Genomic DNA, 20,480 nt, shown 5'->3' on the forward strand with positions numbered 1-20,480 from the left:
CCGGTCGCGAGCGTTCGAGCCCACGATGAGCACACAGCCGACTGCCGACTTCTGGTTCGACCCCGTCTGCCCGTGGGCGTGGATGACGTCACGGTGGATGGACGAGGTGGAGAAGGTCCGCGACGTCAGCGTCCGCTGGCACGTCATGAGCCTCGCCGTTCTCAACGAGGGTCGTGACCTGCCGCAGGAGTACCGCGACCTCATGGACCGTGCGTGGCTCCCCGCCCGCACCGTCGTGGCCGCGCAGGAGGTGTACGGCGACAAGGTCGTCAAGCCCCTGTACGACGCCATCGGCACCCGGATCCACCCCGGCGGCCGCACGGACTGGGACGCGGTCGTCGACGAGGCGGTCCGGGAGGTCGGGCTGCCCGAGGACGTCGCCGGCGCGGGGCGCACCGACGCCCACGACACGGCCCTGCGCGCGAGCCACGCCGAGGGAATCGGCCTGGTCGGGGAGGACGTCGGCACGCCCGTCGTCGCGTTCGGCGGGGTCGCGTTCTTCGGTCCGGTCGTCACGCCGGCCCCCAAGGGCGAGGCCGCCGGCCGGCTGTGGGACGGGACCCTCCTCGTCGCGGGGACCCCCGGCTTCTTCGAGATCAAGCGCACCCGGACCCGGGGCCCGGTCTTCGACTGAGTCCGGTCCGGCCGCTCCTCACACGACGACGACGGCGCGACCCGGCGCCGGACTGAGGTCCCGCCACACGGCGTCGGTCCCCTCCCCGAGCACGCGGGCCGCGCCCCGGGCGTGCCGGGCGGCCGACCACGCCGCGGCGAGCGCGTCGAGCGCGTCGTCGACGGGCACTCCCGGCGGCGCGGCCGCGAGGGCCGCGACGACGTCGAGGACCAGGGCGTCCGTCAGGAGCCGGACGCGCTGCGCGGCCCCCGCCGCGCTCCGTTTCGGCGCCGGCGACGCGACGCCCGCCCCTGCGGCCAGGACGGCGAAGGCGGTCTCCGGGTGGGTCTCGACGACCCGCTGCCCGGACGCGCCGAGCCCCCGGACCACGTCCTCCACCTCGAGGACCTTGGGGACCAGTCCCCACGAGTGCGACCCGACTCCGGGCCCGCCCACCGCGGCCGAGGCGGCCGAGGCGGCGCGCCGTGCGTCGTCGGAGCGGTCCCCGTCGGCGGCGAGGGCGAACGCCGGCGCGGCCGCCGTCGCGAAGATGCTGCTGCGCGCGGCTCCGAGCTGCCTCCGCGCGTCGGCCTCACACCGGCGGGAGCCGGCGCGGACGTAGCCGATCGGGACGTCGATCGCGGCGAGCGCGACGGACGCGTCGGCCACGCGGCGCAGGACGTCGCGGGCCGCGCCGAGCACCCACTCCACGTCGCCGTCGCCGACGAGGACCCCGACCCACCGGTCGCGGACCCCGTCGACCCCGAGCACCCGCACTCGGCCACAATGCACCCGTGCGCGTCCACCTCGGCTCCGACCACGCCGGCTTCGACCTCAAGACCCACCTCGTGCGGGCGCTGGTGGCGGACGGCCACGACGTCGTCGACCACGGGCCGGTCGCGTTCGACCCGGTCGACGACTACCCGCCCTTCTGCCTCCGAGCCGCCCTCGCCGTGTCCCGTGAGCCGGGCAGCCTCGGGGTCGTCGTCGGTGGCTCCGGCAACGGCGAGCAGATCGCGGCGAACAAGGTCCCCGGCATCCGGGCGGTGCTCGCGTGGAGCGAGGAGACGGCACGGCTCGGGCGCCAGCACAACGACGCCCACGTGATCGCCGTCGGCGGGCGCATGCACAGCGCGGAGGAGGCGACGGGTTTCGTCCGCGCGTTCCTCGCGGAGCCGTTCAGCGGCGACGCCCGGCACCAGCGCCGCCTCGACCAGGTCGGCCGCTGGGAGTCCGACGGCGTGCTGCCGCCGCTGCCGGAGGGCCACCCGGCCGACCCGGCCTGATGCCGGAGGGACACACCGTCCACCGGCACGCCCGGCAGCTGACCGCCGCCTTCGGCGGCCGGCCCGTGGCGGCCGACAGCCCGCAGGGCCGGTTCGCCGCCGGTGCCGCCGCCGTCGACGGCCTCGTGCTCCTCCGCGCGGAGGCGTGGGGGAAGCACCTCTTCCTCCGGCTCGACGCCCCGCCGGGCGCCGACCGGTGGGTGCACGTCCACCTCGGGTTGTTCGGGAAGTGGGCGCTGGGCACGGGGACGCCGCCGGAGCCGCGTGGCGCCCTGCGCCTGCGCCTGGTCGGCGGGGACCCGGCGGAGCCGGCGTGGGCGGAGCTGCGGGGCCCCACCGCCTGCGAGCTGCTCGACGACGCCGGTCGCGCCCGGCTCCTCGACCGGCTCGGACCCGACCCGCTGCGCCGCGACGGCGACCCTTCGCTCGCGCTCGCGCGGGTGGCGCGGTCCCGGCAGTCGCTCGCCGCGCTCCTCATGGACCAGTCGGTCGTGGCCGGCGTCGGCAACGTCTACCGCGCCGAGGTCCTCTTCCGTGCCGGCCTGCACCCGGAGGTGCGCGGCCGCGACCTCGACCCCGGGCGCTGGAACGAGCTGTGGCAGGACCTCGCGACCCTCATGCGCGCCGGGGTCCGCTCCGGTCGGATCGTCACGACCGAGCGCGAGCACCGGGAGCGCCGCACCGGCGCCGTGCGGCGCTCCGACGCCCACTACGTCTACCGCCGCCACGGCCTGCCGTGCCGGGTGTGCGGCACGACGGTGCAGGTCCGGGAGCTGCTCGGTCGCCGCCTCTACTGGTGCCCCGCGTGCCAGGCGGCCGGATCCACCGGGACGGTCTCTCGCGACATCGCGTGACAGGGCCCTACGCTCCTGATCATGCGACTCGTCCCGCACGCCGCCGTGCGCGGCTGGCGGGGCGGGTGGCCCCGCAACCAGCCGGCCGTCTTCGGGGCCATGGCCGCGCTCGCCGTGCTGTTCGCGGTGGCGAGCGGGACGTTCGGGCGATGGGTGCCGGGCGCGTGGGCGCTCGTCATCGTCATGATCGCCGGGTACCTCCTGCAGCTGCGGTATCTGCTGCTGCTCTACGTCGTGCTCGTCGCCGCCGTCGTGGCTGTCGCCGTGATGCGCCCGCCGGACGACCCGCTCGCTCCCGGGGTGGTCGCCGCACTCGTCACGACCGCCGTCCTCATCGCGATGTTCGTGCGCACCCGGGAGGCGCTCGGCGTGCTCGGCAACACGGGGCAGACCATGCTCGTCGACCTGCGCGACCGGCTGCGGGCGCAGGCCCTGCCGCCGCGCACCCCGGACGGCCTCGGTCTCGAGGTCGCGCAGCTGTCGGCGAACGGCGAGGGCTTCTCCGGCGACTTCGTGCTGTCGGCCGTCCGCCCGAGCGCGGAGCAGGTCCGCGAGATGGGCGGGGAGAGCGTCGACTGGCCCGGTGCGCTCGAGGTGGCCGTGGTCGACGTCTCCGGCAAGGGCCAGGCGGCCGGCACCCGTGCGCTCCTGCTGTCGGGTGGGCTCAGCGGGCTGCTCGCGGGCGTGCGCGTCGACCGGTTCCTGCCCGCCGCCAACGCCTACCTGCTGCGGCAGGAGTGGCAGGAGGGGTTCGCCACGGCCCTCCACCTCGTCGTCGACCCGTGCACGGGGGAGTTCTCCGTGCGCAGCGCCGGGCACCCGCCCCCGGTCGTCCACGAGGCCGCGACCGGGTCATGGACCGCCCTGCCCGGGACCGGGGAGCCCGCCCTGGGTCTCGTCGCGACCGGGGAGTACCGCGAGTGCCGCGGTCGGCTGCGTCGCGGTGACGCGCTCGTGCTCTTCACCGACGGCGTCGTGGAGAACCGGGGCCGCGACCTCAGCTTCGGCGTCGACCGCCTCGTCGGGCAGGTCGCGCGGCAGGCGCAGCGTGGTTTCCGGGGCGCCGCCGCCGCGGGGGTGGCAGCCCCGCGCGGGAACGTCGACGACGACCGCACCGTCGTCGTCGTGTGGCGCGAGTGACACCGGCGGCCGACGTCGCCCCGGGCGAGCGCGAGCCGCTGCCGCTCCGTGCGAGCGCCCCGCGCCTCACCGGGCCGGTGATCATGGGACAGCGCTGGCGGGACCTCGTCTACCTCCACTGGCGGGTGCCGCCCGCGCGCGTGCAGCCGCTGCTGCCGCGCGGCGTCCGGGCCGACACCTTCGACGGCGACGCGTGGGTCGGGCTCATCCCCTTCCGCCTCCTCGACGCCGGCGTCGGGCGCGGCGCCCCCGTGCCGTACGTCGGCTCGTTCGTCGAGTGCAACGTCCGCACCTACAGCGTCGACGCCGACGGCCGCCGCGCGGTGACGTTCCTGTCGCTGGACGCCGAGCGCCTCGCCGTCGTCGCCGCCGCACGCGCCGTGTTCGCGCTGCCGTACATGTGGGCGTCGATGTCGGCGGAGCGGGACGGCGACGTCGTGACGTACGCGAGCCGGCGGCTGGCACCCGGGCAGCGGGGCGCCGCGACCCGGGTGGCCGTCCGCCTCGGGGGCCCGGTCGACGAGGCGGACCCCCTCGCGCTGTTCCTCACCGCCCGTTTCGGGCTCCACACCCGCATCGCCGGACGGCTCGTGCACGTGCCGAACAGCCACGAGCCCTGGCGGCTGCATCACGCGACGCTGCTCGACCTCGACGACGGGCTCGTCGCGGCAGCGGGCCTGCCGGGACTGGTCGAGCGGCCCCCGGACTCCGTGCTGGCCGCGCCCGGGGTCACGACGCGCTTCGGTCGACCGGTCGTCGCCCGGGAGCTGTGAGCCCGGGCGGCCGACAGGCACGCGACCAGCTCGGCACCCCACCGGGGGTGGAAGGGCCCGAGGCGGCTCGGGGGCCCCGTCACGACGGCACCGCCTCGACCGGGCCGGGGACCGCGGCCGCACCGATGTGGACGACCCGCGTGCGGTCGGGCCCCCGCACGAGCCGCTCGTCCTCGTCCTCGAGCAGCGGGGCCTGCACGACACGGTCGACGCACGCCCCCACCGCCTCGTCGGACTCCAGGACGACGACCACGAGGACCCCGCCGTCCGGCTGCCTCGACCGCAGCAGCCCGACGAGTCCCGGGAGGTCGTGGACGGCGGGCCAGATGCGCCGCTCGAACGCGTGCTGCTCGGCCCGGACGAGGTCGGGCGCTCGGGGCCCGTGGAACTCCAGGACGAGCAGCCGGGTGGCGACGTGCGCGGGGCCGGGTGCCCACGTCGACGCGGCGGCGTGGTCGCGGCGCGGCCCCGCCGCGCGGTCGTCGGTGTCGGTACGGCTCGTGAGCACGGGGGCCTCCTCGGGTGGTGTCCCCACGCTGCCGCCCGCGCGCGGGCCGGGGATCCGTGCCGGTACGGACGTCACCACGGAGATCTCCCTGGTCACGGAGCGCCGCGCCCGGCGATACTGCGGACGTGCCGGAGGCGGGGCAGACGCCGGGTGGCCCGCTCGTCGGTCGGGACGAGGAGCTCGCCACGCTCCGGGACGCCCTGGTCGCGGCGAGCGGGCACGACGGACGGGTCGCGCTCGTGACCGGTCCCGCCGGGGTCGGGAAGACGACCCTCGTGACCGCGGCCTGCCGCGACACGAGGCGCCCCGTCGCGGTGGGCCGGTGCGCCGCCGACACGGCCGCCGTCCCCCTGTGGCCGTGGCGCCGGGCGGCGCACGGCACCCCCGCCGCGACCGTGCTCGAGCGGCTGGCGCGGGAGGAGTCGACCGGTGCGGGGGCCGGCGGACTCGCCTCCGAGCACCTCGCCCGGACCGCCGAAGCCGCCGACGCGGTCGCGGAGGGGATCGACGGAGGGACCGTCGTCGTCCTCGAGGACCTGCACTGGGCGGATGCGTGGAGCACGGAGCTCCTCGGGCACCTCGGCGTGCACGCGAGCGGCGGGCCGACCCTCGTCGCGACGAGCCGCCGGCCGCCCGTCGCCGCCGGTCTCGCCGACCTGCTCCGCGTGCCGACCACGTGCCACGTGCCGCTGGCCGGGCTCGGCGTCGAGGCCGTCGCCGCCTACCTCGCGGCGACCGAGGGGCGCGAGGTGACGCCGGCCCGGGTGGCGGAGGTCACGGCGGCCACGGGCGGCCTGCCGTGGCTGCTGGCCGCGACAGTGGGCCGGGACCCGGGACGGGCCCGCGCCGACGTCGCGGCGGCCGCCCTGGCGGGCCTGGACGCGGCCCAGCGGGACGTCCTCACGACGGCCGCCGTGCTGGGGGAGGTGCTCGACCTCGACCTGCTGACGGCCGTCACCGGCCGCTCCCGCGCGGAGGTGGCGGGCGCCCTCTCGCTCGCCCGGGGGGCGGGCGTGGTCCGCGACGGCCGTTTCGTCCACGACCTCGTCCGCGAGGTGGTCGCCGAGCACGCGCGCGCGGATCCTGCCGACCTGTGCCTGGCCGCGGCCGAGCACGTCCTCGCGAGCGGAGACCCCGCCCGCTCGCTCACGTGGTGGGTGCGCTCGCCGCCCGCCGCGTCGGTCCGCAGGAGGGGCGCCGGCGCGGCGGCCGACGCGGCCCGGGCGGCCGTGCTCCGCGGGACCCTCGACGACGCCCGCCGGCTCCTCGACGGCTGGTCGGGCGACCCGGCCGTGTCGGGCGAGCCCGCACTGCTCGCCGATCTGTGCCTGCTCCAGGCCGAGGTGGCGTTCGGGGCCGGCGCGATCGGGGCGTGCCTGGAGCACCTGGCGCGCGCCGCCGAGGCGGCCGTGGCGACCGCGCCGCCAGATCGGGCGGGACTGCTCGCCAGGACGGCGCTCACCTGCTGGGGGGTCGGCTACCCGCAGGCCCGCGACGCCGTCATCGGCTTCTGCGAGCTCGCTCTCGCGGAGGAGCAGCCCGCGGACGTCCGGGCCCGGCTCGTCGCGCAGCTGGCCGCCGCCGTCGCCGACGTGCCCGACCTGCCCCGGGCCAGGGCGCTGACGGTCCAGGCGGTCGCCCTCGCGCGGGCGAGCGGGGACGACCGCGCCCTCCTCGACGCCGCTCGCGCCGAGGAGATCACGCTCGTCGAGGCCGGCGACTGCGGCGCGGCACGCTGGGACGTGGCGACGCGGGCGGTCGCGGCCGCCTCGCGGCTCGGCCTGGTCCTCCCGCTCGTGATCGCGCACGGCTGGCAGCTGACCGCGTCGCTCGAGCTCGCCCGCCCCGCCGCCGCCGAGGACGCCGTCACCGCGATGGAGGGCATCGGTCGCCGCCACGGCGGGTACCCGCGCTGGCACGCGTGCCGCGCGGGGGCGGCCCTCGCCGCGATGCGGGGGCGCTTCGCCGAGGGCGCCGCCCTGAACGCGGCGGCGCTGGAGGCGGTGCCCGCCGCCCACGACCCGGTGGCGAACGGGCTCGCCCACCAGCTCGGCCTCCACATGGCGTGGGTGAGCGGGGACGTCTCGTGGCTGCTGCCGACGACGGAGGCGACCCTGGCGGAGCACCCGGCGATCCCGGTGGTCCTCGTCGCGCGGGCGGTGCTGGCGCACCTGAGGGGGGAGCGGTCGACCGCGGCGCAGATCGTCGCGCAGCTGGTGGCGCTGCCGCCGGAGGAGCTGTGGGACGAACGGGGCCGGGCGGTGGCCTTCCACCTCGCGCAGCTCGTCTGCGAGGCCGGTGAGCCGGAGCAGGTCCGTTGGATGCTCGCGGTGCTCGACGGCTTCCGCGAGCACGACGGCGTCATCGGCGTCCACACCGCGCACGTCGTGGGGTCGCCGCGCCGGGTGATCGGGCTGCTCCACGCCCGGCAGGGCGAGCACGTCGCCGCCGAGCAGCACCTGCGGGCCGCGCTCGCGGCGGACTCCGCGATGTCCGCGGCGCCGTTCGTCGTCCACGACCTGCTCGGGCTCGCCGAGGTCGCCGCCGCCACCGGTCGCGGCGGCGAGGCCGCGGCGCTCGCCTCACGAGCGGCCCGCGGGGCCCGCGCCCTCGGCATGCCCGGTCCGGGGAAGCGGGCACGGCGGCTCCTCGGCACAGGGGAGCCCGCGGGCGCGGGGAGTCCCCTGACCCCGCGCGAGCGCGAGGTGATGGCGCTCGTCCGCCGCGGCTCGTCGAACCACGAGATCGCCTCGAGGCTGTACCTGTCGGAGCGCACGGTCGAGACCCACGTCAGCAACCTCCTCCGCAAGCTCGGGCACGCCAACCGGCGGGAGCTGCTCGTCGCCGACGGCCCGGGTCCCCACGAGCAGGGTCCCGCCGGGTCGGGCCCCGTCTGAGCGGACCGGTCCGTCAGGGCCTCGGGTCGCGGCCGAGCAGCCGGTGCAGGGCGAGCAGGCTGACCGCACCGGTGAGCGGCACGCCCCACAGCGGGATGAGGGCCATCGGGGTCTCCAGCAGCGTCCGCATGAGCGGGTCGCCGAGCAGCGTGAACGCGAGGCCCGTCCCGACCGCCACGACGAAGTCGCCGAAGCTGAAGAGGTGGAAGCCGAGGTAGGCCCGTCGCCGGGCGGCGCCGTGCAACCGGGCGCCGACGAGGACGACGAGCGGTGCGAGCGCACCGGCGACGAGGTCGCCCCACGCGGCGTTGGCGACGAACTGCGGGGGCAGCAGCCCGCGAGCGCCGACGGCGAAGAAGACGAGAGCGGCGGGCACCCGCCAGGCGTTGAACCACGTGAGGTGCGCGATGTCGACCTCCGCGACCGCACGCCGGCTCGTGGGGTCGAGACGGACGCCGAGCAGGGGGAGGGCGATGCCGAGGACGACGAGCAGCGGCAGCACGGTGAGCGGCAGGCGCGCCAGGGCACCCGAGACCGACAGCGCGAGCACGGCGCCGCCCCACGCGAGCACCGTGAGGGTCCACGTGAGGGCGACACGTCCCGGGTGCCCCTGCGGAGCCGCGGAGGTGGCGGGAGCCGCCGGCGGGGAGGGTGGCCGGTCGGCGAGTTCATAATCTGTACTCATGGGAGAGACGATGCTCCCGGTGGGTTGAGAAAGTCAACCCACTGAGGGAGGATCGGTCGCGTGACCACCGTCCGCCCGTGCTCCGTCCACGACGCCCTCGAGCTGCTGGGGCCCCGGTGGACGTTCCTCGTGCTGCGCGAGCTCATGTTCGGCACCACCCGTTTCGACGCGGTCGTCGCCGCGACCGGGGCATCCCGCAACCTCGTCGCGGAGCGGCTGCGGCGTCTGGAGGAGGCGGGGCTCGTCCGGCGTGACACGTACCAGGAGCACCCGCCGCGCCACGACTACCGGCTGACCGACGAGGGCCGACGGGTCGCGGAGGTCCTGCTCGTCCTCATGCGGGTGGGCGACGAGCGCCGTGACGACGAGCCCCCGGTGCGCTGGCACCACGGGAGCGGCGGCGACCGGCACGAGCTCGACGTCGAGCTCGTGTGCCGGCGCTGCGGCCGACCGGCGTCGGAGGGGCTCGGCGACCCCGTCGGTCGCGGAGCGCCCTGAGGCGACCTCCGGTGGGAGCGGGTGACGGGAATCGAACCCGCACGACCAGCTTGGAAGGCTGGAGTTCTACCATTGAACTACACCCGCACGGCGCCCTCCCGGGCGCGCGGACCTACCGTACCGGCACGCCGTCGGCGTGGTCGGCGCCGGCCGTCGCGGCCCGGAGCCGGCGCGCCACCTCGCCGAGCACCACGCCGTACACCAGGTGCGCCACGACCATCGACACGGCTCGGTCGCGCCGGTCGTCCTCCGCCGACGGCATCGCCCGCACCGCGGGCACCCACCCGAGGTACGCCGAGGCCCACACCGCGAGGCCGTACCCGGCGCCGGCGAGCCACCGCGGGACCGCCGCCGGCACCAGCGGGTCGATCACACCCCAGGCACCGCCCGCCACGGCGCCGAAGACGGCGTGGTCGACGGCGGTCGCGGCGCGTCGGGCCGGCTCGGGCAGGTCGACGCCGATCGCCTGCAGCGCACGGTCGGTCAGCCGCCGCGGCGGCGCAGTACCGAGCAGGCCCGCGCCCCTCGCGCCCCACACGACCGCGCTCATCGGCACCGTCGCGACGCCGCCCGCGACGGCGCCCGCGACGACACGCAAGATCGCCCGGCTCACCGTCCCGACCACGGTCCGCCCGTACCTCCCCGCCGCCGCCGCAAACCCGGCCCCCGGCGCGCGTACGGTCGTGGGGTGAGCGGCGAGCAGGCGCAGGACCACGTGTGGGCGGACGCCGCGGCGCACGTGGCGGCCTACGAGGCGAGCGACGGCGCCGTCGGCCACGACTGGCTGGGTCGGCCCCACCTGCTCCTGCGGACGACGGGTCGGCGCACGGGTCGCGTGCGCACCGTCCCGCTCGCCTACGCCCGGCTCCCGGCGGTGGACGGCGCCGCGCGGTACGTCGTCGCCGCCAGCGCCGGCGGTGCCGAGCGACACCCCGCCTGGTACCTCAACCTCGTCGCCGACCCCCGCGTCGAGGTCCAGGTCCGGGCGGACCGCTGGTCCACGACGGCGGACCCGCTCACCGACGAGCCGCACGACGTCGTGGAGGGCGCGTGGGCCGCCCTGACCGACGTCTGGTCCGGCTTCGCCCGCTACCGCGCCGGCACACGACGGCGGATCCCCGTCGTGCTCCTCGACGCACCCGCCGCCGTCGACCGGTCCTGACGAGGGCCCCGGGGACTACGCTGACCCCGCCGGTGGGCAGCCGGCGACGGGGTGTGGCGCAGCCAGGTAGCGCGTCCGCTTTGGGAGCGGAAGGCCCCCGGTTCGAATCCGGGTACCCCGACAGGCGTGCGGAGCGGCTCCCGCGAGCGCGTACCCTGGCTGGTCGCGCCGTGCTGCGCTGCCGCGTCCCGATGTGCCGTGCTGCGCCGCGCCCGTCCGCCCGTCCTCGTCCCTGTGGAGCCGTGTCCGTGAAGAGCACCGTCGAGTCCCTCGCCCCGACCCGCGTCAAGCTGAGCGTCGAGGTCCCCTACGAGGAGCTCCGGCCCAGCATCGACGCCGCCTACAAGACGATCGGGCAGCAGGTGCAGGTGCCGGGCTTCCGCCGCGGCAAGGTGCCCGCCCGCATCATCGACCAGCGCGTCGGGCGCGGGGCGGTCCTGCAGGAGGCCATCAACGACGCCCTCCCGAAGCTGTACCAGCAGGCGGTGACGGAGAACTCCGTCCGCGTCCTCGGTCGCCCCGAGGTCGAGGTGTCCGAGGTCCCCGACCCGGGCGCGACCGACGGCGAGCTGAAGTTCACGGCCGAGGTCGACGTCCGCCCCGACCTCGAGCTGCCCGACCTGTCCGGCATCGCCGTCGAGGTCGACGACGTCGCGGTGGGCGACGAGGAGGTCGACGCACGCCTCGACGACCTCCGCGGTCGTTTCGGCACGCTGGCCGGCGTCGACCGGCCCGCCGCGCAGGGCGACTACGTCACCCTCGACATCGTCGCGACGGTCGACGGCGACGAGGTCGACTCCGCCAGCGGCATCAGCTACGAGGTCGGGTCCGGCCAGATGCTGGAGGGCACCGACGAGGCCGTCACGGGGCTGTCCGCCGGCGAGGAGGCGATCTTCACCTCCGTCCTGCGCGGCGGCGAGCACGCGGGCGCCGAGGCCGAGATCACCGTCACGGTGGGGGCCGTCAAGGAGCGCGTCCTGCCCGAGGCGGACGACGACTTCGCCCAGCTCGCGAGCGAGTTCGACACCATCGACGAGCTGCGCGCCGACCTGCGCCACCAGGTCGAGCAGACGAAGAAGGTCGAGCAGGGCGTCCAGGCGCGCGAGAAGGTCATCGAGGCGCTCCTCGCCGCGGTCGAGGTGCCCGTCCCCGCCGGCCTCGTCGAGGAGGAGGTCGCGCGCCACCTCGAGAGCGAGGGCAAGGAGTCCGACGACCCGCACGGCGAGGAGATCCGGCCCGACGCGGAGAAGGCCCTCCAGGGGCAGCTCCTGCTCGACGCCCTCGCCGAGCGCGAGCAGGTCACCGTCGCGCGCGAGGAGCTCATCCAGTTCCTCGTCTCCAGCTCGCGCCAGTACGGCATGGACCCGAACGAGTTCGCCAAGGCCGTCGACGAGGCGGGCCAGGTGCCGGCCATGGTGCAGGAGGTCGGGCGCCGCAAGGCCCTCGCCGTCGCCCTGGCCGCCGCCACCGTCACCGACGCGTCCGGCAACACCGTCGACCTCGAGGAGTCGCTGTCGCGGCAGGCGGCCGGCGTCCCGCAGCCGCCCGCCGAGGTCGTCGAGGAGGTCGCGGCCGCCGACGCCGAGGCGGCGGACGCCGAGGTCGTCCAGGCCTGAGAGCCGCCACGCCGACAGCGAAACGCTCTCAGGCCGGGGAGTGGTCCCTCCGACCCCGGCGTTAGGGTCCGTAGCCGACGGAGCCCCGGCCGACCAGCCGCCGGGGCTCCTCGGAACGGACCAGCCACCGGATCAGCCACGCACCCACCGTGAGGAGCACACCGTGACGGCCCAGCACCACCAGCCCGGCACCGGCGCCCCCGGCCTCGTCGTGCCCAGCGCGCGCACGACGTCCCCCGGGCAGTTCGGCCTCGACGACAACGTCTACCAGCGCCTGCTGTCCCAGCGGATCATCTTCCTCGGCTCCGAGGTGCGCGACGAGAACGCCAACGCGATCTGCGCGCAGCTGCTGCTCCTGGCGGCCGAGGACCCGACGAAGGACATCTTCCTCTACATCAACTCCCCGGGCGGCTCCGTCAGCGCGGGCATGGCGATCTACGACACGATGCAGTACGTCGAGCCGGACGTCGGCACGGTCGCGATGGGTCTCGCCGCGTCGATGGGGCAGTTCCTCCTGTGCGCGGGCGCGAAGGGCAAGCGCTACGCCCTGCCCCACTCGCGGATCATGATGCACCAGCCGCTCGGCGGCATGGGCGGCACCGCGTCCGACATCAAGATCCAGGCCGAGCAGATCGGTCACATCAAGCGGCAGATGGCCGAGCTCATCGCCGTCCACACCGGTCAGGACGTCGACACGATCACGCGCGACTCCGACCGGGACCGCTGGTTCACCGCCGAGGACGCGAAGGCGTACGGCCAGGTCGACCACGTCGTCCGCTCGTCCCACGACGTCCCGGGCGGCGGTGGCACCCAGTGAGCGCGTACCTCGACCCGCGACGCCCGTCCGCGACCACCCCGGAGGTCTCCATGGCGCAGCCCGTCCCCGCCCCGAGCAGCCGCTACATCCTGCCGAGCTTCGAGGAGCGCACGAGCTACGGCTACAAGCGCCTCGACCCGTACGCGAAGCTCTTCGAGGACCGCATCATCTTCCTCGGTGTCCAGGTCGACGACGCGTCCGCGGACGACGTCATGGCCCAGCTCATCGTGCTGGAGTCGCAGGACCCGGACCGCGACATCATCTTCTACATCAACTCGCCCGGCGGCTCGTTCACGGCGCTCACGGCGATCTACGACACGATGCAGTACATCAAGCCGGACATCCAGACGTACTGCCTCGGCCAGGCCGCCAGCGCCGCGGCGGTGCTCCTGGCGGCGGGCTCGCCCGGCAAGCGCTTCGCGCTGCCGAACGCCCGGGTGCTCATCCACCAGCCGGCCATGGCGGGCAGCGACTACGGGCAGGCCTCCGACATCGAGATCCAGGCCAACGAGGTGCAGCGCATGCGCACGTGGCTGGAGGAGACCGTGGCCCGCCACACCGGGCAGGACGTCGACAAGGTCCGCACCGACATCGAGCGCGACAAGATCCTCACCGCGCAGCAGGCCCTCGAGTACGGGCTCATCGACCAGGTCCTCGAGCCTCGCAAGGCCGCGCAGGCGGGCCTGCCGAAGGTCTGAGGGCCCTCCTCGCGCACGCCGCCGGCGCGCACGGGTGGTCCTGGACCGCGCGTGACGCGCCGGGTGGCGGGGAGGACTGCCCAGGACCGACCCTGGGAGGTAGCGTCGTAGGGTGCGCGTCGGGGCCCCCGGCGCGGCGACACCGGAAGGACACGTGGTGGCACGACTCGGAGACGGCAGCGACCTCCTCAAGTGCTCCTTCTGCGGCAAGAGCCAGAAGCAGGTCAAGAAGCTCATCGCGGGGCCCGGGGTCTACATCTGCGACGAGTGCATCGACCTGTGCAACGAGATCATCGAGGAGGAGCTCGCCGACGCCGGCGACCTCGGCCTCACCGAGCTGCCGAAGCCGCGCGAGATCTTCTCCTTCCTCGACAACTACGTCGTCGGGCAGGAGGCCGCCAAGCGCGCGCTGTCCGTCGCGGTCTACAACCACTACAAGCGCGTGCAGGCGGGGTCCTCGGGTCCCAAGCGCGACGACCAGGTGGAGATCGCGAAGTCGAACATCCTCCTCATCGGCCCCACCGGCTGCGGCAAGACGTACCTCGCGCAGACGCTCGCGCGGATGCTCAACGTCCCCTTCGCCATCGCCGACGCCACGGCGCTCACCGAGGCGGGCTACGTCGGCGAGGACGTGGAGAACATCCTCCTCAAGCTCATCCAGGCCGCCGACTACGACGTCAAGAAGGCCGAGACGGGCATCATCTACATCGACGAGGTCGACAAGATCGCCCGCAAGAGCGAGAACCCGTCGATCACGCGTGACGTGTCCGGCGAGGGCGTGCAGCAGGCGCTGCTCAAGATCCTCGAGGGCACGAGCGCGTCGGTGCCCCCGCAGGGCGGGCGCAAGCACCCCCACCAGGAGTTCATCCAGATCGACACCACCAACGTGCTGTTCATCGTCGGCGGCGCCTTCGCCGGCCTGGAGAAGATGATCGAGCAGCGCGTCGGCAAGCGCGGTCTCGGCTTCGGCGCCGAGCTCGCGAGCGGCGTCGACGAGGCGACGGCCATGACCGAGGTCATGCCCGAGGACCTCCTGAAGTTCGGCCTCATCCCGGAGTTCATCGGCCGTCTGCCCGTGCTCGCGACCGTCACGAACCTCGACCGCGAGGCGCTCGTCCGCATCCTCACCGAGCCCCGCAACGCCCTCGTCAAGCAGTACCAGCGGATGTTCGAGATCGACGGCGTCGAGCTCGAGTTCACGCCCGAGGCCGTCGAGGCCGTCGCCGACCAGGCGATCCTCCGCGGCACGGGTGCCCGCGGCCTCCGCGCGATCATGGAGGAGGTCCTCATGCCCGTCATGTTCGACCTCCCGAGCCGCGACGACGTCGCGCGGGTCGTCATCACCCGCGAGGTGGTGCTCGAGAACGTCCTGCCGACCCTCGTGCCGCGCGAGGACAGCCCCCGCGCCCGCACCCGTCGGGACAAGACCGCCTGACCGGCGGGGATCGGCCGGACGACGGCTACCCCGCCGGCGCGGCCCCGTCGACGACGTCCTCGCGGACGTCGTCGAGCCACGCGAGGGGGTCGGGCGCGGCCAGCCCGGTCGCGACCGCGACGACGGCGCGGCTGCCGTCGACCGCGACGCACGTCGGTGCGCCGGCCTCGCCCGCGCACGCGAGCAGCGCCTCGCCGTCCGTGCTCGGCCGTGCCGCCCCGGCGCTCGCCGTCACAGCCTCGGGGGAGGCGCCGGCGGCCCGCAGCACCCCGGAGACGAGCCGGCCGGCCGTCTCGTCCGTCAGGGGGTCCGCGGGCGTCACCACGAGCACCGCCGCCCGGGTCGTCCCGTCGTCGTAGAGGCGCCCCGCGACGTCCGCCACGGTGTCGTCGTCCCGCAGCGCCCGCTCGAGCCGGGCCACCCCGTCGTCACGACCGGCGGCCGGCAGCCCCGCCACCGTGTCGGGCAGGTCGTCGCCGCCCGTCGACCGCAGCAGGAGCACGACGAGGACGGCTGTCACCGCGAGCGCGGCGGCGAGCGCCGCGACGCCCCCACGCGACAGCCGGCGGGTGGAGCTCACCCCGCCGCGGGCTCGAGCTCGACGTCCTCCACCCGCAGCTCCTCGCCACCGGGCACGAGCCGGAGCGCGTCGACCCGGCCGGCGCCCCGCAGGTCGCCGACCGCGGGCTCGACGAGGGCGACGGCGGCGTCCGGGACCCGCACGGTGGCGGAGCGCACCTCGGTGCGCTGCGACACCTTCGCCTCGCTCTTGGCCTTGCGGATACCGGCGAGCGCCTGGCCCACGACACGGAGCATGCCCGGCTGGGCGTCACCGGCGGCACGGCGCAGCGGCTCGGCGTCCGGCCACGGGGCCCGGTGCACGGAGCCGTCCTGCCACCACGACCACACCTCCTCGGTCGCGAACGGCAGGAAGGGTGCGAGCAGGCGCAGCTGGACGGACAGACCCTCCCGCAGCGCGGCGACGGCCGAGCGCCGGGCCGCCTCGTCCCCGCGGTAGGCGCGCTCCTTGACGAGCTCGACGTGGTCGTCGCAGAAGTCCCAGAAGAACGCCTCGGCGACCTCGAGGGCCCGTGCGTAGTCGTAGGCCTCGAAGGCCGCCGTCGCGGTGTCGACGACGTCGGCGAGCCCGGCGAGCATGGCGCGGTCCAGCGGCTCGGCGACGTCGTCGAGGCCCACCCCGGGGGCGTCGTTGGCGAGGACGAACCTGCTCGCGTTGAGCACCTTCATCGCGAGGCGCCGGCCGACCTTCATCTGGCCCGGGTCGAAGGCGGTGTCGACGCCGGGGCGGCCGCTGGCGGCCCAGTAGCGGACCCCGTCGGAGCCGTGCTCCTCGAGCAGGCCCATGGGCGTGACGACGTTGCCCTTGGACTTGCTCATCTTCTTGCGGTCGGGGTCGAGGATCCAGCCGGACAGCGCGGCGTGGTGCCACGGCAGGCTGTCGTGCTCGGCGTCGGCGCGCACCACCGTGGCGAACAGCCACGTGCGGATGATGTCGTGCCCCTGCGGGCGCAGGTCCATGGGGAAGACCCGCGCGAACAGGTCGGGGTCCCGCTCCCAGCCGCCGGCGATCTGCGGGGTGAGGGAGCTCGTCGCCCACGTGTCCATGACGTCGGGGTCGCCGACGAAGCCGCCCGGCACGCCCCGCTGCGACTCCTCGAAGCCGTCGGGGACGTCGCTCGAGGGGTCGACGGGCAGCCTGCCCTCGTCGGGCAGCAGGGGGCTGTCGTGGACGGGCTCGCCGTGCTCGTCGAGGCGGTACCAGACGGGGAAGGGCACGCCGAAGAACCGCTGCCGCGACACCAGCCAGTCCCCGTTGAGGCCGCCCACCCAGTTCTCGTAGCGGTGCCGCATGTGCTCGGGGTGCCACACGAGCTCGCGGCCGCGCTCGAGCAGGCGCGCGCGGAGCGCACCGCCGTCGCCGTGGTCCCGGCCGCCGTTGCGCAGGTACCACTGGCGGCTGGCGACGATCTCGAGGGGCTTGTCGCCCTTCTCGTAGAACTTCACGGGGTGGGTGATGGGCCGCGGCTCGCCCTCGAGCTCCCCGCTCTCGCGCAGCGCGGCGACGACGGCCTCGCGCGCGGAGTGGGCCGTCTTCCCCGCCATCGTCCCGTAGACCTCGGAGCCGCCCGGCGACGTGATCCAGGCCGGGGTGTCCGCCGCGAAGCGCCCGTCGCGGCCGACGAGGGCGCGGGTCGGCAGGTCGAGCTCCCGCCACCACGTGACGTCGGTGACGTCGCCGAAGGTGCAGATCATCGCGATGCCCGTGCCCTTGTCCGGCTCGGCGAGCCGGTGGGCGACCACGGGCACCTCGACCCCGAACAGGGGCGTGCGGACCGTGGCCCCGAACAGCGGCTGGTAGCGCTCGTCGTCCGGGTGCGCGACGAGCGCGACGCACGACGGGATGAGCTCCGGCCGGCTGGTCTCGATCCGCACGGGCTCGCCGCCGTCGGGGCGGGGGAAGGCGACCCGGTGGTAGGCGCCGGGGCGCTCGCGGTCCTCCAGCTCGGCCTGCGCGACGGCGGTCCGGAACGTCGTGTCCCACAGCGTCGGCGCCTCGGTCGCGTACGCGTCGCCACGCGCCAGCGCCCGCAGGAACGCCCGCTGCGACGCGGCCTGGGCCGCCCTGTCGATCGTCTGGTACGTGTGCGACCAGTCGACCGACAGCCCGAGTCGGCGCCACAGCGCCTCGAAGACCTGCTCGTCCTCCACCGTGAGCCGTTCGCACAGCTCGACGAAGTTGCGTCGGGACACGTTGGCGTAGTCGCGGTCGTTCTTCGGGGCCTGCGCGGGCGGGGCGAAGTCGGGGTCGTACGGCAGCGAGGGGTCGCAGCGCACCCCGAAGTAGTTCTGGACGCGCCGCTCCGTGGGCAGGCCGTTGTCGTCCCAGCCCATCGGGTAGAAGACCTCGTAGCCGCGCATCCGCTTGTACCGGGCCACGCAGTCGGTGTGGGTGTAGCTGAAGACGTGCCCGACGTGGAGGGATCCCGAGACCGTCGGCGGCGGCGTGTCGATGGCGTAGACGTGTGCGCGGGTCGCCGTGCGGTCGAACGCGTAGGTGCCCTGCTCCGCCCAGACGCCTACCCACTTCTCCTCGAGGCCGTCGACGGTCGGGCGCTCGGGGACGCGGGAGGCGGCGGACGCCGCGGGCTCGCTCATGCGCGCCATTGTGCCGAAGCGGACGGGCAGGTCCGGACGGGTCGTCGGGTCGGGGACACTGGGGTCATGGACGCCACGACGCTGCGCGAGCTGCAGGCCCCGCTCAAGCAGAAGTACCGCGACGACCCCGCGACCGCCACGACACCGCTGCACGCGCGCGGGCGCGGTCAGGGGGACGACATCACGTTCACCGTCACCGGCTGGGCGGGCGACGTCCGCGCGGGGCTCCACGAGGCCACGGGCGGCGACGGCCGCGACGCCTGCTCGGGCGACATGCTGCTCGAGGCCCTCCTCGGGTGCGCCGGGGTGACGCTCCGCAGCGTCGCCACCGCCATGGGCATCACGCTGGAGGGGGTCACCGGCGAGGTCACCGGCTCCTTCGACGCCCGCGGCACCCTCGGGGTCGACCGGGAGGCGTCCGTGGGCGTCACCGACGTGAGGGTCGTCTTCGAGGCGGTCACCGACGCCGACGACGAGCGCCTCGCGAAGCTCGCGCAGCTGACCGAGCGGTACTGCGTCGTGGCCAAGAGCCTCGCCGAGGCGCCGAGCATCGAGATCCGCCGCCGCGGCGATAGTTCTGTCGAGTAACGCACAAAACCCGTCGTACTCGCAGTCGGAAGACGGCTAGTCTCCGAGGCGTCGCACACCGTCGTGACGTCGTGAGGAGGGCCTGCCGTGCCCGTCGACCGCTCGGTCCTGCCCCCCGGGGCCGCAGTCCCTGTGCCGTCGCGCCGTGCCCTGCTGCGGGCCGTCGTCGGGGGCGCGACCGGCGCCGTGCTCCTCGACCCCGGTCGGGCTCTCGCCACGCCGGCCGGGGCGGTGCCGCTCCGCGAGCCGGAGGTACGTCGGAGCGCGGGCGGGGTCCTCGACGTCACGTTGCGCGCCGCGCGCTCCGCGGTGCCGTTCGGGGGCGCCCGGCGCACGGTCATGTCCTACGAGGGCGGCGTCCCCGGACCCACGCTCGTCGTCGCCCCCGGCGACGTGCTGCGCGTGCGGCTCGTCAACGACCTCCCGCACCCGACGAACCTCCACACGCACGGCCTCCACGTGTCCGGCGAGGGGATCGCCGACAACGTCTTCCGGCACGTGGGCCCCGGCGAGACCGCCGACTACGAGATCCCGCTGCGGCCGGACCACCACGAGGGCACGAACTGGTACCACCCGCACGCGCACGGCCACAGCGCGCAGCAGATGTTCGAGGGGATGGCCGGGGCGCTCGTCGTCCAGCGCCGCGAGGAGACCGGCCGCTCGACCGGCATCTCCCGGGACCGGGTGCTCGTGCTGTCGTCGACCGCGTTCACGGCCGACGGTGCGGTCGCCGACCCGTTCACCACCCGGCAGGACGCGCAGGTGCGTCTCGTCAACGGTCAGGTGCGTCCCACGATCGGCATCGCGCCGGGGGAGACCCAGCGGTGGCGCCTCGTCAACGCCTCGGTCAACCACGTCTTCCGGCTCCGGCTCGACGGTCACCGGACGACGCAGGTGGCGGCTGACGGCGTGCCGTTCCGCCGGGCGCTCGACGTCGACGAGCTCCTCCTCGCCCCCGGGCAGCGGGCCGACCTCCTCGTGACGGGCGGCGCCGAGGGCGTCGTGGAGCTGAGGACCCTGCCGGTCGACATCGGCTTCGGTGTCGTGCTGCCCGCCGGTCCGGTCGCGACCGTCGCGTGCCGGGGCGCCGCCCCGGCTCCGGGGCCCCTGCACGCCGCCGCCCTGCTCCGCCCCTTCGAGGACCTGCGACGCCGGCGCGTCGCCGTGCACCGCGAGGTCGCGTTCACCATGGCGGGCGGCTTCGGGATGGACGGTCGGCCCTTCGACCCCACCCGCGTCGACCAGACGTGCGAGCTGGGGACGGTGGAGGAGTGGACGGTCCGCAACGAGACCGGCCTCGTCCACCCCTTCCACAGCCACGTCAACCCGTTCCAGGTGACGCACGTCGACGGCGTCCCGGTGGACGCCCGCTCCTACCAGGACACCGTGCTCGTCGGGAAGCAGGGCGGGACCGTGACCTTCCGGACGCACCTGCAGCACTTCCCCGGCCGCGCGGTCTACCACTGCCACTTCGTCACCCACGCCGAGCTCGGGATGATGGCGGTCGCCGACGTCGTCGACCCACGGGCCTGAGCGCGGAACCCGCTGGACACGAGCCGTACCATCGTCGTCACAGGCACCGATCCGGCCATCACCGGGGAGCCGCCGGAAGAACGGGTCGCACGAGCGGCCCCAGTAGAACCGGCCGGGGCAGGCCCGTCACAGCCGCAGGCGAGAGGTCGCCGTCCTCCGCGAGGGGGCCGGCGGCAAGCGAGGTGGTACCGCGGTGGCCC

At 75.3% G+C, this 20,480-nt stretch carries 20 protein-coding genes and 2 tRNA genes; 15 read left to right on the forward strand and 7 right to left on the reverse strand.

Features of this window, described 5'->3' with window-relative positions; all coding sequences use genetic code 11:
- Window positions 1–25 precede the first annotated feature (25 nt).
- A complete protein-coding gene (locus WAB14_RS03185) occupies window positions 26–634 on the forward strand; it encodes a mycothiol-dependent nitroreductase Rv2466c family protein (protein ID WP_340267297.1) in 609 nt (202 codons plus the stop codon).
- Between the two features lie 18 nt (window positions 635–652).
- Here WAB14_RS03185 and WAB14_RS03190 read toward each other — a convergent pair whose 3' ends face one another.
- The gene (locus tag WAB14_RS03190; protein ID WP_340267299.1) at window positions 653–1,390 is read right to left on the reverse strand and encodes a DUF429 domain-containing protein; all 738 of its coding nucleotides are present in this window, start codon (window positions 1,388–1,390) and stop codon (window positions 653–655) included.
- 17 nt (window positions 1,391–1,407) lie between these two features.
- Between WAB14_RS03190 and WAB14_RS03195 the strand changes: the two genes are divergently transcribed.
- Genes WAB14_RS03195 through WAB14_RS03210 form a run of 4 tightly spaced genes read left to right on the forward strand, consistent with a single transcriptional unit; the run spans window position 1,408 to window position 4,666 of the window.
- Window positions 1,408–1,899, forward strand: a complete 492-nt coding sequence (locus WAB14_RS03195; RefSeq protein ID WP_340267302.1) for a ribose-5-phosphate isomerase — start codon at window positions 1,408–1,410, stop codon at window positions 1,897–1,899.
- Window positions 1,899–2,753, forward strand: a complete 855-nt coding sequence (locus tag WAB14_RS03200; RefSeq protein ID WP_340267304.1) for an Fpg/Nei family DNA glycosylase — start codon at window positions 1,899–1,901, stop codon at window positions 2,751–2,753. Before WAB14_RS03195 ends, WAB14_RS03200 begins: the two co-directional genes overlap by 1 nt.
- A 21-nt stretch (window positions 2,754–2,774) precedes the next feature.
- Window positions 2,775–3,893: a PP2C family protein-serine/threonine phosphatase gene (locus WAB14_RS03205; RefSeq protein ID WP_340267306.1), complete on the forward strand. Its 1,119-nt coding sequence runs from the start codon at window positions 2,775–2,777 to the stop codon at window positions 3,891–3,893.
- On the forward strand, window positions 3,881–4,666 hold the full coding sequence (locus tag WAB14_RS03210; RefSeq protein WP_340267308.1) for a YqjF family protein: 786 nt from the start codon (window positions 3,881–3,883) through the stop codon (window positions 4,664–4,666). Before WAB14_RS03205 ends, WAB14_RS03210 begins: the two co-directional genes overlap by 13 nt.
- A gap of 79 nt (window positions 4,667–4,745) precedes the next feature.
- Here WAB14_RS03210 and WAB14_RS03215 read toward each other — a convergent pair whose 3' ends face one another.
- Window positions 4,746–5,174 carry a hypothetical protein gene (locus WAB14_RS03215; RefSeq protein WP_340267310.1) on the reverse strand — a complete coding sequence of 143 codons (429 nt, stop codon included), beginning with the start codon at window positions 5,172–5,174 and terminating at the stop codon, window positions 4,746–4,748.
- Between the two features lie 125 nt (window positions 5,175–5,299).
- Here WAB14_RS03215 and WAB14_RS03220 point away from each other — a divergent pair, with 125 nt between their 5' ends.
- Window positions 5,300–8,071, forward strand: a complete 2,772-nt coding sequence (locus WAB14_RS03220) for a helix-turn-helix transcriptional regulator (protein WP_340267312.1) — start codon at window positions 5,300–5,302, stop codon at window positions 8,069–8,071.
- Window positions 8,072–8,084: 13 nt separating this feature from the next.
- On the opposite strand, the gene WAB14_RS03225 is transcribed toward WAB14_RS03220, so the two are convergent.
- Window positions 8,085–8,756 carry a hypothetical protein gene (locus WAB14_RS03225; RefSeq protein ID WP_340267314.1) on the reverse strand — a complete coding sequence of 224 codons (672 nt, stop codon included), beginning with the start codon at window positions 8,754–8,756 and terminating at the stop codon, window positions 8,085–8,087.
- A gap of 60 nt (window positions 8,757–8,816) precedes the next feature.
- Between WAB14_RS03225 and WAB14_RS03230 the strand changes: the two genes are divergently transcribed.
- Window positions 8,817–9,254: a winged helix-turn-helix transcriptional regulator gene (locus tag WAB14_RS03230; RefSeq protein WP_340267316.1), complete on the forward strand. Its 438-nt coding sequence runs from the start codon at window positions 8,817–8,819 to the stop codon at window positions 9,252–9,254.
- A gap of 16 nt (window positions 9,255–9,270) precedes the next feature.
- On the opposite strand, the gene WAB14_RS03235 is transcribed toward WAB14_RS03230, so the two are convergent.
- Window positions 9,271–9,341: transfer RNA gene (locus WAB14_RS03235), tRNA-Gly, on the reverse strand.
- A 25-nt stretch (window positions 9,342–9,366) separates the two neighbouring features.
- On the reverse strand, window positions 9,367–9,867 hold the full coding sequence (locus WAB14_RS03240) for a DUF6789 family protein (protein WP_340267317.1): 501 nt from the start codon (window positions 9,865–9,867) through the stop codon (window positions 9,367–9,369).
- 75 nt (window positions 9,868–9,942) lie between these two features.
- Between WAB14_RS03240 and WAB14_RS03245 the strand changes: the two genes are divergently transcribed.
- From WAB14_RS03245 to clpX, 6 genes are all read left to right on the forward strand, one after another.
- Window positions 9,943–10,416: a nitroreductase/quinone reductase family protein gene (locus WAB14_RS03245; RefSeq protein WP_340267319.1), complete on the forward strand. Its 474-nt coding sequence runs from the start codon at window positions 9,943–9,945 to the stop codon at window positions 10,414–10,416.
- Between the two features lie 47 nt (window positions 10,417–10,463).
- Window positions 10,464–10,537 (forward strand) — tRNA-Pro (locus WAB14_RS03250).
- A 127-nt stretch (window positions 10,538–10,664) separates the two neighbouring features.
- The gene (gene tig, locus WAB14_RS03255) at window positions 10,665–12,032 is read left to right on the forward strand and encodes a trigger factor (RefSeq protein WP_340267321.1); all 1,368 of its coding nucleotides are present in this window, start codon (window positions 10,665–10,667) and stop codon (window positions 12,030–12,032) included.
- Window positions 12,033–12,243: 211 nt separating this feature from the next.
- Window positions 12,244–12,849 carry an ATP-dependent Clp protease proteolytic subunit gene (locus tag WAB14_RS03260; RefSeq protein ID WP_340267414.1) on the forward strand — a complete coding sequence of 202 codons (606 nt, stop codon included), beginning with the start codon at window positions 12,244–12,246 and terminating at the stop codon, window positions 12,847–12,849.
- A 50-nt stretch (window positions 12,850–12,899) separates the two neighbouring features.
- Window positions 12,900–13,547, forward strand: coding sequence for an ATP-dependent Clp protease proteolytic subunit (locus WAB14_RS03265; protein ID WP_340267323.1), 648 nt, complete (start codon window positions 12,900–12,902; stop codon window positions 13,545–13,547).
- Between the two features lie 157 nt (window positions 13,548–13,704).
- Window positions 13,705–14,982: an ATP-dependent Clp protease ATP-binding subunit ClpX gene (gene clpX / locus WAB14_RS03270; RefSeq protein ID WP_340267325.1), complete on the forward strand. Its 1,278-nt coding sequence runs from the start codon at window positions 13,705–13,707 to the stop codon at window positions 14,980–14,982.
- Between the two features lie 25 nt (window positions 14,983–15,007).
- Here clpX and WAB14_RS03275 read toward each other — a convergent pair whose 3' ends face one another.
- On the reverse strand, window positions 15,008–15,562 hold the full coding sequence (locus WAB14_RS03275) for a hypothetical protein (RefSeq protein WP_340267327.1): 555 nt from the start codon (window positions 15,560–15,562) through the stop codon (window positions 15,008–15,010).
- The gene (gene valS, locus WAB14_RS03280) at window positions 15,559–18,159 is read right to left on the reverse strand and encodes a valine--tRNA ligase (RefSeq protein WP_340267329.1); all 2,601 of its coding nucleotides are present in this window, start codon (window positions 18,157–18,159) and stop codon (window positions 15,559–15,561) included. The genes WAB14_RS03275 and valS overlap by 4 nt, the downstream gene beginning before the upstream one ends.
- 66 nt (window positions 18,160–18,225) lie before the next feature.
- Here valS and WAB14_RS03285 point away from each other — a divergent pair, with 66 nt between their 5' ends.
- Window positions 18,226–18,747: an OsmC family protein gene (locus WAB14_RS03285; RefSeq protein ID WP_340267331.1), complete on the forward strand. Its 522-nt coding sequence runs from the start codon at window positions 18,226–18,228 to the stop codon at window positions 18,745–18,747.
- A gap of 87 nt (window positions 18,748–18,834) precedes the next feature.
- Entirely contained in the window at window positions 18,835–20,280 is a 1,446-nt protein-coding gene (locus WAB14_RS03290) for a multicopper oxidase family protein (RefSeq protein WP_340267333.1), read from the forward strand.
- The last annotated feature ends 200 nt before the right edge of the window (window positions 20,281–20,480 follow it).

Origin of the sequence: Aquipuribacter nitratireducens, assembly GCF_037860835.1 — a bacterium.
Classification (GTDB): domain Bacteria; phylum Actinomycetota; class Actinomycetes; order Actinomycetales; family JBBAYJ01; genus Aquipuribacter; species Aquipuribacter nitratireducens.

Excerpts from the sequence above, each read along its gene's own strand:
- WAB14_RS03185 (WP_340267297.1), top strand. The coding sequence starts at position 26 with ATGAGCACACAGCCGACTGCCGACTTCTGGTTCGACCCCGTCTGCCCG.
- WAB14_RS03200 (WP_340267304.1), top strand. The coding sequence starts at position 1,899 with ATGCCGGAGGGACACACCGTCCACCGGCACGCCCGGCAGCTGACCGCC.
- WAB14_RS03205 (WP_340267306.1), top strand. The coding sequence starts at position 2,775 with ATGCGACTCGTCCCGCACGCCGCCGTGCGCGGCTGGCGGGGCGGGTGG.
- WAB14_RS03225 (WP_340267314.1), bottom strand. The coding sequence starts at position 8,756 with ATGAGTACAGATTATGAACTCGCCGACCGGCCACCCTCCCCGCCGGCG.
- WAB14_RS03265 (WP_340267323.1), top strand. The coding sequence starts at position 12,900 with ATGGCGCAGCCCGTCCCCGCCCCGAGCAGCCGCTACATCCTGCCGAGC.
- valS (WP_340267329.1), bottom strand. The coding sequence starts at position 18,159 with ATGAGCGAGCCCGCGGCGTCCGCCGCCTCCCGCGTCCCCGAGCGCCCG.
- WAB14_RS03285 (WP_340267331.1), top strand. The coding sequence starts at position 18,226 with ATGGACGCCACGACGCTGCGCGAGCTGCAGGCCCCGCTCAAGCAGAAG.